General features: G+C 46.5%; 17 protein-coding genes and 1 other RNA gene. 7 read left to right on the forward strand and 11 right to left on the reverse strand.

What is annotated here, in order from left to right; genetic code table 11:
* Positions 1 to 9: 9 nt before the first annotated feature.
* An RNA gene (rnpB, locus tag RJ47_RS20690) (RNase P RNA component class A) lies at positions 10 to 452 on the reverse strand.
* Positions 453 to 601: 149 nt separating this feature from the next.
* Positions 602 to 1465, reverse strand: coding sequence for a 16S rRNA (cytidine(1402)-2'-O)-methyltransferase (rsmI, locus tag RJ47_RS09825; protein WP_038139690.1), 864 nt, complete (start codon positions 1463 to 1465; stop codon positions 602 to 604).
* Between the two features lie 63 nt (positions 1466 to 1528).
* Here rsmI and RJ47_RS09830 point away from each other — a divergent pair, with 63 nt between their 5' ends.
* Genes RJ47_RS09830 through RJ47_RS09845 form a run of 4 tightly spaced genes read left to right on the forward strand, consistent with a single transcriptional unit; the run spans position 1529 to position 4866 of the window.
* Positions 1529 to 3343 (forward strand): penicillin-binding protein activator, encoded by a 1815-nt coding sequence (locus RJ47_RS09830; protein ID WP_039483535.1) that lies wholly within the window; start codon positions 1529 to 1531, stop codon positions 3341 to 3343.
* On the forward strand, positions 3330 to 3695 hold the full coding sequence (locus RJ47_RS09835) for a YraN family protein (RefSeq protein ID WP_082016333.1): 366 nt from the start codon (positions 3330 to 3332) through the stop codon (positions 3693 to 3695). The genes RJ47_RS09830 and RJ47_RS09835 overlap by 14 nt, the downstream gene beginning before the upstream one ends.
* A gap of 3 nt (positions 3696 to 3698) precedes the next feature.
* Positions 3699 to 4289, forward strand: a complete 591-nt coding sequence (locus RJ47_RS09840; RefSeq protein WP_005476318.1) for a phosphoheptose isomerase — start codon at positions 3699 to 3701, stop codon at positions 4287 to 4289.
* Between the two features lie 4 nt (positions 4290 to 4293).
* Positions 4294 to 4866, forward strand: coding sequence for a BON domain-containing protein (locus RJ47_RS09845; protein ID WP_005476329.1), 573 nt, complete (start codon positions 4294 to 4296; stop codon positions 4864 to 4866).
* A 50-nt stretch (positions 4867 to 4916) separates the two neighbouring features.
* On the opposite strand, the gene sspB is transcribed toward RJ47_RS09845, so the two are convergent.
* The 8 genes from sspB to zapE all read right to left on the reverse strand — a co-directional run bounded on the left by sspB (position 4917) and on the right by zapE (position 11249).
* Entirely contained in the window at positions 4917 to 5393 is a 477-nt protein-coding gene (sspB, locus tag RJ47_RS09850; protein WP_038190848.1) for a ClpXP protease specificity-enhancing factor, read from the reverse strand.
* Between the two features lie 10 nt (positions 5394 to 5403).
* Entirely contained in the window at positions 5404 to 6039 is a 636-nt protein-coding gene (sspA, locus tag RJ47_RS09855; protein ID WP_038139696.1) for a stringent starvation protein SspA, read from the reverse strand.
* 97 nt (positions 6040 to 6136) lie between these two features.
* Positions 6137 to 6874: a cytochrome c1 gene (locus tag RJ47_RS09860; protein WP_038190850.1), complete on the reverse strand. Its 738-nt coding sequence runs from the start codon at positions 6872 to 6874 to the stop codon at positions 6137 to 6139.
* Positions 6871 to 8136: a cytochrome b gene (locus tag RJ47_RS09865; RefSeq protein ID WP_005476328.1), complete on the reverse strand. Its 1266-nt coding sequence runs from the start codon at positions 8134 to 8136 to the stop codon at positions 6871 to 6873. The genes RJ47_RS09860 and RJ47_RS09865 overlap by 4 nt, the downstream gene beginning before the upstream one ends.
* Positions 8136 to 8729, reverse strand: a complete 594-nt coding sequence (gene petA, locus RJ47_RS09870) for a ubiquinol-cytochrome c reductase iron-sulfur subunit (protein WP_038139701.1) — start codon at positions 8727 to 8729, stop codon at positions 8136 to 8138. The genes RJ47_RS09865 and petA overlap by 1 nt, the downstream gene beginning before the upstream one ends.
* A 332-nt stretch (positions 8730 to 9061) precedes the next feature.
* Entirely contained in the window at positions 9062 to 9454 is a 393-nt protein-coding gene (rpsI, locus tag RJ47_RS09875; protein ID WP_005436094.1) for a 30S ribosomal protein S9, read from the reverse strand.
* Between the two features lie 15 nt (positions 9455 to 9469).
* A complete protein-coding gene (gene rplM / locus RJ47_RS09880; protein ID WP_038139704.1) occupies positions 9470 to 9898 on the reverse strand; it encodes a 50S ribosomal protein L13 in 429 nt (142 codons plus the stop codon).
* A 247-nt stretch (positions 9899 to 10145) separates the two neighbouring features.
* A complete protein-coding gene (gene zapE / locus RJ47_RS09885; protein WP_039483537.1) occupies positions 10146 to 11249 on the reverse strand; it encodes a cell division protein ZapE in 1104 nt (367 codons plus the stop codon).
* Between the two features lie 152 nt (positions 11250 to 11401).
* Between zapE and zapG the strand changes: the two genes are divergently transcribed.
* The 3 genes from zapG (at position 11402) to degS (ending at position 14553) form a co-directional block, all read left to right on the forward strand.
* Entirely contained in the window at positions 11402 to 11857 is a 456-nt protein-coding gene (zapG, locus tag RJ47_RS09890; RefSeq protein ID WP_038215686.1) for a Z-ring associated protein ZapG, read from the forward strand.
* Between the two features lie 121 nt (positions 11858 to 11978).
* Positions 11979 to 13346, forward strand: coding sequence for a DegQ family serine endoprotease (locus RJ47_RS09895; RefSeq protein ID WP_038139711.1), 1368 nt, complete (start codon positions 11979 to 11981; stop codon positions 13344 to 13346).
* 145 nt (positions 13347 to 13491) lie between these two features.
* Positions 13492 to 14553 carry an outer membrane-stress sensor serine endopeptidase DegS gene (degS, locus tag RJ47_RS09900; RefSeq protein WP_005472798.1) on the forward strand — a complete coding sequence of 354 codons (1062 nt, stop codon included), beginning with the start codon at positions 13492 to 13494 and terminating at the stop codon, positions 14551 to 14553.
* A gap of 51 nt (positions 14554 to 14604) precedes the next feature.
* Here degS and parC read toward each other — a convergent pair whose 3' ends face one another.
* Positions 14605 to 16881, reverse strand: coding sequence for a DNA topoisomerase IV subunit A (gene parC, locus RJ47_RS09905; RefSeq protein WP_039483539.1), 2277 nt, complete (start codon positions 16879 to 16881; stop codon positions 14605 to 14607).
* Position 16882: the final 1 nt, after the last annotated feature.

The following is a 16882-nucleotide window of genomic DNA, read 5'->3' on the forward strand; positions in this document are numbered from 1 at the left end:
GTCTCGAATAGATGGAGCCGACACATAAGCCGGGTTCTGTATCCGCTTGCGCGGCGGTAGCCATTCGTCTAGGCCAGCAATCACTCACTGGCTCGAGCAACCTACCCGCCTCCTTACGCGAGCAACGCAATGTGGAGGCCTATTTGGTCTTGCTTCAGGTGGAGTTTACCCTGCTACGAACTATTACTAGTCGTCCGGTGCGCTCTTACCGCACCCTTTCACCCTTACCTGTGCACCGCTATTCGAAAATAGGGGCCATCGGCGGTCTTCTCTCTGCTGCACTTGTCGTAGGCTTGCGCCCCCCAGGCGTTACCTGGCACCTTGCTCTATGAAGCCCGGACTTTCCTCCCCCTTGTCAGTCTCCCGAAGGACGTCAACGTCAGTCTCCCAAAGGACCTCAACGTCAGTCTCCCGAAGGACATCAACAAAGCAGCGGCTACCCAGTCAGCTCCGAGGGCGGATTGTATAGAGTTCAGAGTGAAGTGTCTAGCGAGATCACAGATTAGATGAAATCTGAGAGCCAAGTGAACAGAAAACGAGCGCAGTCGTTAAAGAAAAATGAGTCGAGACCTTTGAGCTCGACTCACATTATCTCGCTCAATTAGTCGAGATTCTCTAGGCCCCATTTGTAGAGCGCATTTTTCTTTAGATTGTATATTTCCGCTGCCATTGCAGCCGCTTTCTTAAGTGGGAGCTCTTTCACTAAAATGCCAAGCGCACGGGTCGCTTCTTCCGGTAACGAGTCATCAATCGCCGCACGGTATCCGTGAATCAACAACGCCATTTCTCCACGCTGTTGGTTTTCATCCGCTCTTACCCATTCAACCAACTCAGCCAATGGCATACCTTGAATAGTTTCAAAGGTTTTGGTCAACTCACGCGCCAAAACCACTTCGCGATCGGGTCCAAGAATCTCTAGCATATCATCCAAAGAATCGAGGATTCGATGTGGCGACTCGTAGAAGACACAAGTGCGCTCTGCTTTCGCAATCTCGAGAAACTTATCTTTGCGCCCTTTGCTTTTGGCTGGCAAGAACCCTTCGAAACTAAAGCGGTCAGACGGCAGACCCGATGCACTTAGTGCCGTAATCACCGCACATGCACCAGGTAGAGGAACAACTTTAACGCCCGCTTGACGACACTTTGTCACCAAGTGATACCCTGGGTCACTGATTAATGGTGTACCTGCATCAGAAACCAATGCAATTGAGTGGCCCGCTAAAAGTTTCTCAACCAGTACTTGCGCTTTTTGCTGTTCATTATGATCATGGAGAGCAAAAGTTTTGGTCGAGATTGCAAAATGAGACAACAGCTTGCCAGTATGGCGTGTATCTTCTGCTGCAATCAGGTCCACACTAGATAAAACGTCTATTGCGCGTTGAGTGATATCACCTAGATTGCCTATGGGAGTCGGGACAATATAGAGAGTTGGGACCTCGGTTGGTAAGGTTTTGTTATCTGTCATTTGTTTACCATCACTTCAACGATTAATATAGACACAATTTTATACGGAATTAACTAAGAACTCATGGCCATGAAAAACCATAAGCGACTCAGTGTAACACGCTTACTCACTCCTGTAGCCCTTGCTGTTGCATTAACAGCTTGTAGCTCAGGTCCATCAACGCCTCAATCCGTTGATATCACCTTAGATCCAAATCAACCGCTGCAAACTTACCTAATGCGTGCAGACAGCAGCACTGGCAGTTTACAAAATGATTGGTTAATCATGGCTCTGAAAGCTTCTATTGCGGCAGACGACACCACTCAGTCGGAGTTGCTAATTAAGCGGCTCTCCCGCCAGAACTTGACCAACATGCAACAAGCCGAATGGCAATTGGCGCGTGCTGAGCTGTTGATTAAACAAGGGCAGCATGATGAAGCGCTTGCACTGCTCAACTTCCGTACCAACTGGCAACTGGCAGATGAGCAATGGAAGGAATACCATCAGGTTCGCGCCTCATTGTTTGTGAAACAGGGAGATTACTACGCTGCAGCTCGTGAACTCAGCCTTGAAAGTCGTTACGCAGCCGTTGCAGAACAACAGTTTATTGCTGACAGCATTTGGGCAAATCTCGCGCGTGTTTCAACCACTCCTCAAGTTTCGCTGTCACCACAAAGCAACGATGCTGTATTTTCCGGCTGGTTAGCGTTGGCCAACTACAGCCAAACTCTTTCGGGTTCATTGGCTGAACTTCAATCTTCTATCGAACAATGGCTAGCCGATAACCCTAGCCACCCAGCGGCAACTTACACGCCACAATCGATTAAAGACATTCTCTCTTTAGAGATCACTAAACCCGTTAATACCGCGCTTCTACTGCCTTTAACCGGCAAGTTCGCTACTCAGTCTCAGTTAATCCGTGACGGCTTCATTCTGGAAATGATGAATGATGACGATCGTGATGAAAATGCAACCTTAACCGTCATTGATACCAATGCCGTATCCATCGAAGAGCTTGAAAAGGAACTCATCGAGAAGAACATCGATTTTGTCGTCGGCCCTCTGGTCAAAGACAACATCGAAAAACTGCAGCGTGCAGAGGAAAATTTTGCCAAGCCGATGCCAATGCTGGCGTTAAACATTCCCGAAGAAATTGAAGCGAGTACAAGCACCTGTTATCTCGCGCTTTCTCCCGAACAAGAAGTCGCTCAAGCAGCAAAACATCTTGCGAAACAAGGCTATCAGTTCCCGCTAATTCTTGCTCCTCAAGGTCGATTCGGTGATCGCGTCATCGAAGCATTTGAAGCAGAGTGGAAAAAACACAGTAATAACAAAGTCGCCGTCAATCTATTTGGCGATAAACGCCAACTTCAGCGCAATATTAACCAAGTCTTCGGGTTACAAGATAGTCAGCAACACATTGCACAAATGGATGCGCTATTGAATGTTTCATTAGAAAGCCAACCACGCAGCCGCCGCGATATCGATGCGGTCTACATTGTGGCCAATAGTGCCGAGTTAACGCTGATCAAACCATTTATCGAGGTTGCAATAAACCCAGACACCCTGCCACCGAAACTGTACTCAAACTCTCGCAGCAACAGCGGTCGTCAGCAATATGAAGACCTGACCGGTGTAAGCTATGGTGATATTCCCCTACTTGTGCACCCGAACGCTGAGCTCAAAGCACAAATGGATCAACTTTGGCCTCGCAATTCAAACGCCAAGAAACGCCTACAAGCGCTTGGTATGGACGCGTATCGCCTAATGGAACAATTACCTCAGATGAAAGTTGTTCCTGGCTATGCCATTGACGGTAACACAGGCATACTCACCATCGATGAAAACTGTGTAGTCCAACGTGAAATTAGCTGGGCTGAGCACGGTGCTGCTAAGTAAGCGTAGTAAAGGGCAACACTACGAAGCCGTTGCTGAAAAGCATCTAATCAGTTGCGGCTTCTCATTAATTGAGAGAAACTTTCACGCTAAGGGCGGAGAGCTCGACCTTATTATGCGCGATGGCAACACCATCGTGTTTGTCGAAGTTCGCTATCGAGCCCAGCAAACTTTTGGCCACGCAGCTGAGACCGTCACACGAAGTAAAATACAAAAAATTTTGAAAGCGGCTAACGTGTGGTTGATGAAAAATGGCCTGTCCGCCTATTCAACTGACTTTCGCTTTGATCTCGTTGCTATCCATCAGCATGGAAAACAGGTCGAGTGGATTAAAAACGCAATTACTCAAGGATAATCAATGCTAGATAGCATTAAAGACAGCTTTACAGAGAGCATTCAAATTCAAATCGCAGCGGCTGAAGCACTGCCTGATGCCATTACTCATGCCGCGCAAGCCATGGTTGCAAGCTTACTGAACGGAAACAAGATCCTATGCTGCGGAAATGGCGGCTCTTCGTCAAATGCCCAGCAGTTTGTCTCTTGCCTACTCAATCGCTTCGAGACAGAACGCCCTAGTTTACCAGCCATGGCATTAACTGCGGATATCACAACACTTACAGCCGTCGCCAACGATTATCACTATGAGGAGATTTTCTCCAAGCAAGTTCGTGCATTCGGTCAAGCTGGCGATATCCTGCTAGCGATTTCCACTAGCGGTAACAGCAAAAACATCATTAAAGCTATGGAAGCTGCAGTGACACGCGACATGACCATTATCGCGTTTACAGGTAAAGACGGTGGCGAAATGGCTGGCTTACTCGGCGAAAATGACGTCGAAATTCGTATTCCTTCTCACAGAACGGCGAGAATTCACGAAGTGCATATGGTGACACTGCATTGCTTATGCGATCTTATCGACCAAGTATTGTTTCCAGCTCACGAAGAGTAAATTTATGAAGCTATTAAAAGGTTTATTAGTGGCTGTACTCGCACTCAATATCACAGGGTGTGCAGGTCTACTTGTAGCAGGCGCGGCGACAACAGCCAGTATCGTTATTGACCCACGTACTACTCAAGAAATTTGGAACGACAATAACATCGAGTTCGAAATCACCGGATTAGGCAATAAAGCGCCATTTCGTGGTAACGCTCGTGTCACAGCAAGTTCGTACAACGGGACGGTTATATTACTTGGTCAAGCCAATACTCCTCAACTAAGCGAGCAATTTGAGCAACAAGCTCGTAAAGTGAAAGGAGTCAAAACCATTCACAATCAACTCAAAATCAAAGAACCATTGTCTATCAGTGAAATTAGTAACGACAGCTGGATTACCACTAAGGTGAAGTCTGCACTTTTAGCCAATGCTGAGCTAAACGGCGTAAAGATAAAAGTCATTACAGAAGACAAAGAGGTGTATCTTTTGGGTTATGTGTCAGAGCAGCACGCGAATATCGCCACAGACATTGCGCGTAATACCTCTGGCGTGAAGCAAGTAATAAAAGCCTTTCAAGTAGGCAATGAATAACAGGCACAAAAAAAGCAGCGAAAACTCGCTGCTTTTTAATATTCTTACGCTTATTTTACAACGCGTAAACTCGGACGGCCTTTAGGTCGAGGTGGTTCCTCTTCGCCAGTGTCGTTATCTTCCGATTCAGACGCGACAGATAATGGAGAAAGGTCTTCTTCCACAATCATCTCGTCGTCTTCTTCAAACTCGCCAATGTAAGCGTCTTCAGGTTCAAACATCGTTCCGGCACCATTTTCACGTGCATAGATCGCTTGAACAGCATACAACGGAACAATAACTGAATGTGGTCGCCCACCAAAACGCGCATTAAACGTAATCGCTTCATTGCCGAGCTCAAGATTGCCCACCGCGCGAGGAGCGATGTTCAAAATGATTTGACCATCTTGAACAAACTCATCAGGGACACGAACACCCGGTAATGTCGCCGCTACAACCAAATGCGGCGTTAAATCATTATCCACGAGCCAATCGTAAAATGCGCGAAGCATGTACGGTCGACGTGGAGTCATGTTTGAAATATCCATCAGTAACTGATTAGCGAGCTAGACGCATTTCACGCTCAGCTTCAGTAAGAGAAGCTAGGAATGAATCACGTTCAAACACTCGGTTCATGTACACTTTTAGCTCTTTTGAACCAGGACCTGTCAACTCAATACCAAGTTGAGGAAGACGCCACAATAATGGTGCTAGGTAACAATCGATAAGGCTGAACTCTTCGCTCATGAAGTACTCGTACTCAGCGAATACTGGAGCAAGCGTCAGTAGATCATTACGTAACTTGTTACGTGCAGCTTCCGCTTCTTCAGCAGAACCTTTCACTACTTTTTCAGCCAATGTGTACCAGTTTCTCTCAATACGGTAAATCATCAGACGGCTGTTACCACGAGCAACTGGGTATACAGGCATCAACGGAGGATGAGGAAAACGCTCATCTAGGTATTCCATGATGATCTTTGAGTCGTAAAGCGCTAGCTCACGATCAACTAGAGTTGGTACTGTTTTATATGGGTTAAGTTCGATAAGCTCGGCAGGTAGATTTGTCTCATCAACAAGCTCTACTTCAACACTTACACCTTTCTCAGCCAGAACAATACGTACCTGATGGCTATACATATCAGATGCACTTGAAAATAGAGTCATCACAGAACGTTTATTGGCAGCTACAGCCATGGAGCCCTCCAGCACACTTACAACGATAAAAACAATGGAGGCTAAGCCTCCATTGTAAAGATTAAAAATTGGGAATTAGCACGATATCGTAGCACAATTAGTGCACATCACGCCAATACTCTTTCTTAAGTAGAACCACAACGATGGTGAAGATGACCAAGAAGCCCATGACCCACCAGCCTAAAGCGTGACGCTCTAGTTTCACAGGGTCACCAGAATACTCAAGGAAGTTAACGAGGTCGCGAACCGCATTGTCGTATTCTTCATCGTTTAGTTCACCTGTGCCATCGCTTTCGATGCCAACAACTTTTGTCACTTCTTCGCCATCAACCACGTGTGTTTCATACACTGGTGTCGGAATACCTTGTAGCTCTTCCAATACATGTGGCATACCAACGCTAGGGAAAACAACGTTGTTCACACCAAACGGACGGCTTGGGTCCGCGTAAAATGAACGAAGGTACGTGTATAGCCAGTCAGTACCACGAACACGGGCTACTAGTGTCAGGTCTGGTGGTGGAGCACCAAACCATTTCGCCGCTGAATCCTGTGGAATTGAGTTAACCATCAAATCACCCACTTTCGCTTCAGGATCGAAGATCAGGTTATCTTTTAGAAGCTCAACAGGGATACCGATATCACGAGCCACACGCTCATAGCGCTGATACTGGGCAGAGTGACAACCAAAACAGTAGTTCATAAACAGTTTGGCACCGTTTTGAAGCGAAGCTTGGTCACTCAAGTCATTGTTTGCTTTGTCGAGTGGTACGTTCGCACCCGCTGCCATCGCCAGAGACGGCAGCATAGCAAATAAAATTACAATCCATTTTTTCATTTGAATGTCACCCTTTCTGGTAGAGGCTTAGTCGCTTCGTTCTTACTGTAGAAGAACAGCAATACGAAGAACATGAAGTAAGCTAAGCTGAAGATCTGAGCTAATAGCGTGTATGTTGGTGTTGCTGGAAGCGCACCAAGAATACCCAACGCGATAAAGCTGATCGTGAACTGGATGATATTGAATAAATGGAACTTACTGCGGTAGCGGTAAGAACGAACGCGACAGCGATCTAACCAAGGCAGAACAAACAGAACCGCAATCGACGCACCCATAGCGATAACACCGAGTAGTTTATCTGGAACGGCACGCAGAATCGCGTAGAACGGTGTGAAGTACCATACTGGAGCAATGTGCTCTGGTGTTTTCAGTGGGTTTGCTGCTTCAAAGTTAGGTGGCTCAAGGAAGTATCCACCCATTTCAGGGTTGAAGAACAGCACGTAACAGAACAAGAACAAGAAACCAGCCACACCAATCAGGTCTTTCACCGTACCGTAAGGATGGAAAGGCACTGAATCAATGATGTCATACTTCTTAGAGTAGTAATCGTGGAACTTGAACTGCGTCTTGTAGTCGTCACCCATCGTGCCTTTTGGCAATTTGGTTTCAATACCGTCTGGGTTGTTTGAACCCACTTCGTGTAGTGCTAGTACGTGTAGAACGATAAGCAGCAGAAGTACGATTGGTAGCGCGATAACATGTAGAGCGAAGAAACGGTTAAGTGTCGCTCCAGAGATTACGTAGTCACCACGAATCCATAGTGTTAGATCATCACCAATAACAGGAATTGCACCGAATAGTGAAATGATTACCTGAGCACCCCAGTAAGACATCTGTCCCCAAGGTAGTAGGTAGCCCATGAATGCTTCTGCCATCAGCACTAGGAAGATGAGCATACCGAAGATCCAAAGCAGCTCGCGCGGCTTCTGGTATGAACCATAGATAAGCCCGCGGAACATATGAAGGTATACAACAACAAAGAAGGCAGACGCGCCTGTTGAGTGCATGTAACGCAGTAGCCAACCATACTCAACATCACGCATTATGTATTCAATTGACGCAAAAGCGCCATCACCAGATGGTACGTAGTTCATGGTTAGCCAAATACCCGTTAGGATTTGGTTAACCAAAACAAGCATCGCCAGTGAGCCGAATAAATACCAAAAGTTGAAGTTCTTTGGCATTGGGTACTCAGAAAGGTGCTTTTTGTACGCATTCATTGCGGGTATGCGTTTTTCTACCCAATCAAGTAGAGCTTGCATTATGCCTCCCCTCCTTCGTCAACACCAATTAGAATCTTGGTATCGCTCAGGTACATGTGTTTAGGTACAACTAGGTTCAACGGCGCAGGAACGCCTTGGAATACACGACCAGCCATATCAAACTTAGAGCCATGACATGGACAGAAGAAACCTGATTTCACACCCTGAACTTGTTCGCTAAAACTGTCAGGTAAATAAGTCGGTGAACAACCAAGGTGTGTACAGATACCAACAGCAACGAAATACTCAGGCTTAATTGAGCGGTAAGCGTTTTGAGCATAAGTCGGTTGTTGTTCTTCACCAGATGAAGGGTCACGGAGTTGACCATCCAGTTCTTTAAGCGTGTCTACGACAGATTGTGCACGACGTACAACCCAAACAGGTTTACCACGCCATTCAACACGTACCATCTGCCCTTCCTCGAGTTTACCAATATCAACTTCGACAGGGGCACCCGCAGCTTTTGCTTTTTCACTTGGGTTCCAAGATTTAATAAAAGGAACGGCGACAGCAGCGGCTCCTAAACCACCAACAACAGCTGTTGTAGCAGTTAGAAAACGTCTGCGACCGTTATTTAAAGGCGCATTGCTCATCCAAACATTCTCCCATTTGCTCCTTGTGGACTATTGTTATTCCGCTTAAAGAGCATGGCTAACAAAATACGAATTTAGTTGTATTTATTTGATGGCAAATGATAAATAAAACCCTACTTTTTGACAAGATAAAGCTACCTTTTTGTAACATTTGTGAGGCGAATCGCCAGTGAGGTCACAAAAGGGACATAACTAAAACAAAACTTAGGAAAAGCGAGAGGTTAGAAGGGATTTTTTTTGCGTAGAAAAACAAAAAGCTCGGCATAGAGCCGAGCTTTGAACCACAATTCCAGTAATAAAACTGGAGCGGTAAATTTCCTGTAAAGAGGAAATTAACGCTTAGAGAACTGTGGACGACGACGTGCTTTACGTAGACCAACTTTCTTACGTTCAACGCAACGAGCGTCACGAGTAACGTAACCAGCTGCACGTAGAGTAGGACGTAGAGACTCATCGTATTCCATTAGAGCGCGAGTGATACCGTGACGGATAGCACCTGCTTGACCTGAAATACCGCCACCTTTAACAGTAACGTATAGGTCTAGTTTCTCAGTTAGTTCAACTAGCTCTAGAGGTTGTTTAACAACCATGCGAGAAGTTGGACGACCGAAGTACTCATCAAGGCTACGCTTGTTGATTACGATGTTGCCGCTGCCTGGTTTAATGAAAACACGTGCAGCTGAGCTTTTGCGACGGCCAGTGCCGTAGTATTGATTCTCTGCCATTTTCGAAATCCCCGATTAGATGTCTAGTACTTGTGGTTGTTGAGCAACATGGTTGTGCTCAGCGCCAGCGTAAACTTTCAGCTTACGGTACATAGCACGGCCTAGAGGACCACGTGGTAGCATACCTTTAACTGCTAGCTCAAGAGCCATCTCAGGCTTACGATCAATTAGCTTCTCGAAGCTGATTGACTTAAGACCACCTGGGAATTCAGAGTGACGGTAGTAAATCTTACCTTTAGCTTTGTTACCAGTTACAGTAACTTTCTCCGCGTTAACAACGATGATGTAATCACCAGTGTCACAGTGTGGAGTGTATTCAGCTTTGTGTTTGCCACGTAGGCGAGATGCAATTTCACTTGCTAGACGGCCAAGAGTTTTACCTTCAGCGTCTACAACGTACCAGTCGCGTTTTACAGTTTCTGGTTTAGCAACGAAAGTTTTCATGCTAATAATAACCCGTTAATTATTTAAATTTACACTTAAAGGAGCCAAAAGCTCCCACTGACTAAGAGTCCAGTCAACACCCCTTCGAGTGGTTGGCACTCTCGACCCGTTATGTCGAAATACCTTCGATAATCAAGGTCTGCAGTAACGGTGGGTCGCAGGATTATAGAGAAGTCAGTAGAAAAAATCACCTTTTTTTGAGGAAAAAATCGATTTTTTTTCAAACCGCTACTATTTCATCAAAGCGTTATGCTAAATGCTCTCTCGCCAAGTAGTCATGGCTCTGCATTTCGATCAAACGAGACTGGCAGCGCTTGAATTCAAACTCGAGTTGTCCACTGGTATATAGCTCCTCTAAAGCAACCTCCGCGGAGATAATCAGCTTTACGTTACGCTCGTAAAACTCATCGACCAAGGCAATAAAGCGGCGAGCTGCATCGTCAATGGTTCTGTCCATCTGTTTTACATCCGCTAGCAGCACAGTGTGATAGAGCCGAGAGAGTTCAATATAGTCATTTTGGCTACGCGCTGTCTGACATAGTTGCGCAAACGTTGCATGTAATACGCCCTCAGAAGTCTCAACCACATCAATCTGGCGATGATTAATGTCAATCACTCGCTCTCCTTTTCGAGCTTCACCGACAAGCTGCTCAAAATAGTGGTGTAGATTTTTGTTCGCTTGTTCATCCAACGGATAATGGTAGATTTCCGCTTGCTCTAGCGTACGTAATCGATAGTCAATACCACTATCGACATTAAGCACAATGCAATTTTCTTCTATTAGTTTTATTGCGGGGAGGAATCGAGCCCTTTGCAACCCATTGCGGTACAAGTCATGCGGCGGAATGTTCGATGTCGCCACCAATACGACTCCGCGAGCAAACAAAGCTTGAAATAAAGTGCCCAAGATCATCGCATCGGTTATATCAGAAACAAAGAACTCGTCGAAACAGATAATTTCCGCTTCGGCTTTAAACGTATCCGCCACTAACTCGAGAGGATCGTTGACATCGCCCAACGCATTGAGCTCATCATGAACCCGATACATAAAGCGATGAAAGTGCACTCGCATTTTTTTCTCTGATGGCAAAGCATCGAAGAAGGTATCCATTAAGTAGGTTTTCCCGCGACCAACGCCACCCCAAAAATAGAGACCTTTTGGCGCGGTCGGTGGCTCAGGTTTCTTTGCAAACCAGCTTTTCCACCCAGTCGCCTTCTCAACAGGCGTATTCACATATTGAACGAATTGATGGTAAAGCGTATCTAAGGCGGTTACGGCTTGCAGCTGAGCGTCATCTTGCTGAAAACCATGCTCTTTTATGTCTTTTTTATAGCTATCTAAAGGCGTCATGACTTCAAGGACCTACAGAAGAAGAGTGGAAACTGCTATGTAGAGCACATGCATTTTTCTTTATTGGCTGAAGTTCTCATAGTACCATGTCGACTGAACATGTGTAACTAAGTAGTAATAAACATGTTAAATAACAACAATAAGGAGCTAATATGCCTTGGATTTACGCCCTAGTTGGTTTGCTTGTTGGAACTCTGTTAGGTGTCATCGTTTCTCGTCTAACGACACCAGGATACAAGAAACAAAAAAGCACCCAAAAAGAATTAGAAACCGCAAAGTTTGAGTTAGAACAACAAAAGCAAGATTTGGCTGACCACTTTGCACAAACAGCCGATATGTTGGACTCACTGGGTAAAGAGTACACAAAACTCTACCAACACATGACGAAGACTTCATCTGAGCTACTTCCTAATATTCCAGTTCAAGACAACCCGTTTAATAAAAAGGTTGCCGAACAATCTAAGCCTGAGTTAGTCGTCAACGAAGAGACTGACGAAAGCCCGAATGAAGCCCCGAAAGATTACGCCTCAGGTGCGACAGGTCTATTGAAAGAAGAGAAGAAAGAAATTCTCGACTCTGAACAAGTCGTGACAGCTAAAGCGTCTTAAGGCAGAAAATTTGCTGAACTTTGCATAGGTTTTTGAGTCATAACTCTCACAAGCGCCACTTGATCTTATATTTTTCAATCAAATATAAGAGTTAAGGCCTTAACTAAATAGGAGTTATCAGATGAAAAAACCTTTGCTTGCATTAACCGTCCTATCATTAAGCTTAAGTTCAATCATCACCCCAATGCCCGCAACGGCGGCATTGCCTCTATCTGTTAACGGTGAGCAGCTCCCTAGTCTGGCTCCCATGCTCGAAAAAGTGACCCCTGCCGTCGTTAGTATTTCTGTCGAAGGCACACAAGTATCAAGACAACATATCCCTGAGCAATTCCGCTTCTTCTTCGGTCCTGACTTTCCAACCGAACAATTGCAAGAGCGCCCATTCCGCGGTTTAGGTTCCGGCGTCATAATCAATGCAGACAAAGGTTACATTGTGACCAACTACCACGTCATTAATGGCGCCGAAAAAATCCGCGTCAAACTGCATGATGGCCGAGAGTACGATGCCGAGCTTGTTGGCGGCGACCAAATGTCTGACGTTGCACTACTCAAGTTAGAGAAAGCGAAGAATTTAACGGAAGTTAAGATTGCAGATTCAGACAAGTTACGAGTGGGCGATTTTACTGTTGCGATTGGTAACCCGTTTGGCTTAGGTCAAACCGTCACTTCAGGGATTGTTTCTGCGTTGGGACGCAGTGGCCTCAATCTTGAAAACTTCGAGAACTTCATTCAAACCGATGCCGCGATCAACAGCGGCAACTCGGGTGGCGCACTGGTTAACTTAAACGGTGAATTGATTGGTATTAATACCGCTATCTTGGGGCCCAATGGCGGGAATGTCGGAATCGGCTTTGCCATCCCATCCAATATGATGACCAATTTGACAGACCAAATCCTCGAGTTTGGGGAAGTCAAACGCGGCATGCTAGGAGTGCAAGGTGGAGAAATCACCTCTGAACTCGCAGAAGCGCTTGGGTATGAGTCAAGTAAGGGCGCGTTTGTCAGCCAAGTGGTTGCGGATAGCGCCGCTGACAAAGCAGGCCTTGAAGCAGGTGATGTTATCGTCTCCATTAATGGTAAATCCATTACTTCGTTCAGTGAACTGCGCGCGAAGGTAGCGACGTTGGGTGCGGGCAAAACCATCGAACTTGGTGTCATTCGCGACGGCAAAGAGAAGACGTTTGAAGTGACCCTTGGTGAAATGCAAAACGCAAAAGCGCCAGCTGAGAAACTTCATGAAGGCTTATCGGGCGCCCAACTGTCCAACACCAATGCAAGTGATGCGGTGCAAGGGGTAAAAGTGACTGCGGTCGAGAAAGGCTCAAGCGCAGACGCATACAAACTCGAAGAAGGTGACATCATCATCGGCGTTAACCGTAAGCGTGTGAAAAACTTAGCTCAGTTCCGTAAAATCGTAGAGAAGCAACCTGGCGTACTAGCGCTTAACATTCAGCGTGGCGACCGTACGCTCTACTTGGTCATTCGATAGCGCCACTTTACTGATGATAAGTTCATCATAAAAACGCGAACTCAGCCTGAAAGGACAGTGGGAAATTCCGCTGTCCTTTTATTATTGACTCATCTAGTGCTATTCTTCAGCAACTTATCTCTACCAAACGCTAGACGAGGACAGTATGCTGCAATTTATATTGCGTTCCGTAGGCTTAGGGCTTGCCACTGCAGCGCTATTGCTGCTCGCGTTGCCTTCACTACGAAGCAATATCCTTCCACATACTCCATTAGATCAGGAAAAAGATAGCGGCCAGCTACAAATCTCGTTCAACCAAGCGGTCCGTAACGCAGCACCCGCCGTGGTCAACATCTATAGCCGTAAATACACCGAGGCTGACCGTTCAAAGCTACTCACACAAGGTCTTGGTTCTGGAGTGATTGTCAGCGAAAAAGGCTACATCATCACCAACTACCACGTCGTAGCCCAAGCTGATCAAATCATTGTTGCCTTACAAGACGGTCGAGTCGCCGCTGCACAGCTAGTGGGTAAAGATCGCCGTACCGATATCGCAATACTTCGTGTAGAAGGCTCCAATCTTCCGGTGATTCCATTAAACCCAAACTACACACCTAAAGTGGGCGATGTTGTCTTAGCGATCGGTAACCCATATAACCTTGGTCAAACAACGACGTTCGGTATTATTTCCGCAACGGGGCGATCGTCAATCAGTGCTGACGGGCGACAAGCGTTTATTCAAACCGACGCCGCCATCAACGAAGGCAACTCAGGCGGTGCTCTTGTTAACACCCGCGGAGAACTCGTTGGAATCAACACCGCTTCGTTCCAACAAGCGACAGAGCTAGAGACCTATGGTATTTCATTCGCAATCCCATTTACCCTTGCCGACAAAATCATGCAGAAGATCATCGCAGATGGACGGGTCATTCGTGGCTACATTGGTATTGATGGTCAAGACATCAATTCCGTCACATCAAGGTTGCTCGGCAATGAGCATCTAGGCGGTATTGTTGTCTTAGGGGTTGATCCGAATGGCCCTGGGGCAGCAGCAGGGTTTGAAGCACAAGACATTATTTTGAAGATCGACGACAAGAAAATTAATGGCCGTCAAAGCGTGCTTGATATCGTGACCGAGCTAAGACCCGGCACTGTGGTTGATGTGCTTATTCTCAGAAAAGGCGAAGAGAAAACGCTTCAAGTTACCATAGCAGAAGACACTCGCTAATTATCTCTGCACTGAAATAAAAAATCCCATGCCTTGGCATGGGTTTTTTTGTTATTCAGCGTTCTCATCAACCGAGGCTGAGCCAGACTCAATCTCGATTCGAGTGACACGTTGCAAACCACGCGGCAGTAAACTACCTCGTCGCCCACGCTCACCGCGGAAATTATCTAGATCACTCGGCTTCAAGCCTAACTTGCGTTTACCCGCATAAAGCGTCAATGTTGCGCCTTTAGGCACCGCAATTAAGTGAGAAAGGATCTCTTCACGCTCTTTGGCTTTTGCTGCAGGAATATTAATTATCTTGTTGCCCTTGCCTTTTGCAAGCTGAGGCAGATCTTTAATCGGGAACAGCAACATTCGGCCTTGGTTCGTGATCGCAACAATCTCATCAGAATCGAGATCCGCTATCGCATCAGGAGTCATCACTTCCGAGTTCACTGGCAACGTCACCAATGCTTTACCACTTTTGTTCTTAGAAAGCAGATCGCTGCCTTTACAAACAAAGCCGTAGCCAGCATCAGAGCCCACTAACCATAATTGCTCTTCTTCACCCATAATCACTTGGCGAATCGCACTGCCCGCTGTGATGTTCAAGCGTCCAGTAATCGGCTCGCCTTGACTCCTTGCAGATGGCAGCGAGTGAGACTCGAGTGAATAACTGCGACCATCGCTACCAAGGAAGACTGCCTGTTGATTACTCTTCCCTCGAGCATGAGCGAGATACTTATCACCAGACTTGTAGTTTAGCCCCTCAGCATCGACATCATGACCTTTAGCGTGACGAATCCAACCTTTCTCAGACAGAACAACGGTAATCGGCTCACTTGGTACTAAGTCACGTTCAGTCAGTGCTTTCGCTTCTGCACGCTCCACCAGCGGTGAACGGCGATCATCACCGTATTTATCGGCGTCCGCTTGGATCTCTTTCTTAAGCAAGGTATTCATACGACGCTCAGAACCTAGCAGCAACTCTAACTTCTCGCGCTCTTTCTCTAGCTCATCTTGCTCACCGCGGATCTTCATCTCTTCTAGCTTGGCTAGGTGACGAAGTTTGGTATCTAGAATCGCATCCGCTTGGATGTCTGTAATACCAAAGCGCGCCATCAATACCGCTTTGGGATCGTCTTCGGTACGGATGATTTCAATGACTTCATCAAGGTTTAAGTAGGCAACCAACAAACCTTCAAGGATGTGCAAACGAGCCATCACTTTATCAAGACGGTGCTGTAGGCGACGACGAACCGTGGTGCGGCGGAATTCGATCCATTCAGACAGAATTTGAACTAAACCTTTAACCTGCGGGCGATTGTCTAGACCAATCATATTGAGGTTAACGCGGAAGTTCTTTTCTAGATCGGTTGAAGCAAACAGATGATTCATCAACTGGTCGCAATCAACGCGATTTGAACGCGGAACAACGACGATTCGCGTAGGGTTCTCGTGATCGGATTCATCGCGTAGGTCGTCAACCATAGGCAGCTTTTTCGCACGCATTTGGTTAGCAATTTGCTCTAGCAATTTCGCGCCAGACACTTGGTGTGGCAACGCCGTAATCACGATATCAGAGCCTTCTTTGTGCCAAACCGCGCGCATCTTAATGCTGCCGCGACCAGTGCGATAGATCTTCTCAAGATCCGCTTTTGGCGAAATGATTTCTGCTTCGGTCGGGTAATCAGGGCCTTGAACAAAGTTCATCACATCCGGCAGTTCTGCTTTAGGATGATCGATCAAGTGAATCGCTGCATTTGCCACTTCACGCACGTTGTGAGGCGGAATATCCGTTGCCATACCCACCGCGATACCAGTAACGCCATTCAATAGAATATGTGGCAGGCGCGCTGGCAGCATTTGCGGCTCTTTCATTGTGCCGTCAAAGTTCGGCTGCCATTCGACCGTGCCTTGACCAAGCTCACCTAACAGGACTTCCGCAAACTTAGACAGCTTCGCTTCGGTATAACGCATTGCAGCGAACGATTTAGGGTCATCTGGCGCCCCCCAGTTACCTTGACCGTCCACCAATGGGTAACGGTAAGAGAATGGCTGTGCCATAAGCACCATCGCTTCATAACACGCCGAGTCGCCGTGTGGATGGTATTTACCTAACACGTCACCAACGGTGCGTGCTGATTTTTTATATTTTGCTGCCGCCGAGAGACCAAGCTCCGACATTGCGTAAATAATACGTCGTTGAACCGGCTTTAAACCATCGCCAATGTATGGCAATGCGCGGTCCATAATTACGTACATTGAGTAATTGAGATAAGCGTCTTCAGTGAACTTGCGCATCGGCAACTGTTCAACGCCATCGTATGTAATCTCACTAGACATT

Source organism: Vibrio sinaloensis (genome assembly GCF_000808535.1).
GTDB classification, from domain to species: domain Bacteria; phylum Pseudomonadota; class Gammaproteobacteria; order Enterobacterales; family Vibrionaceae; genus Vibrio; species Vibrio sinaloensis_D.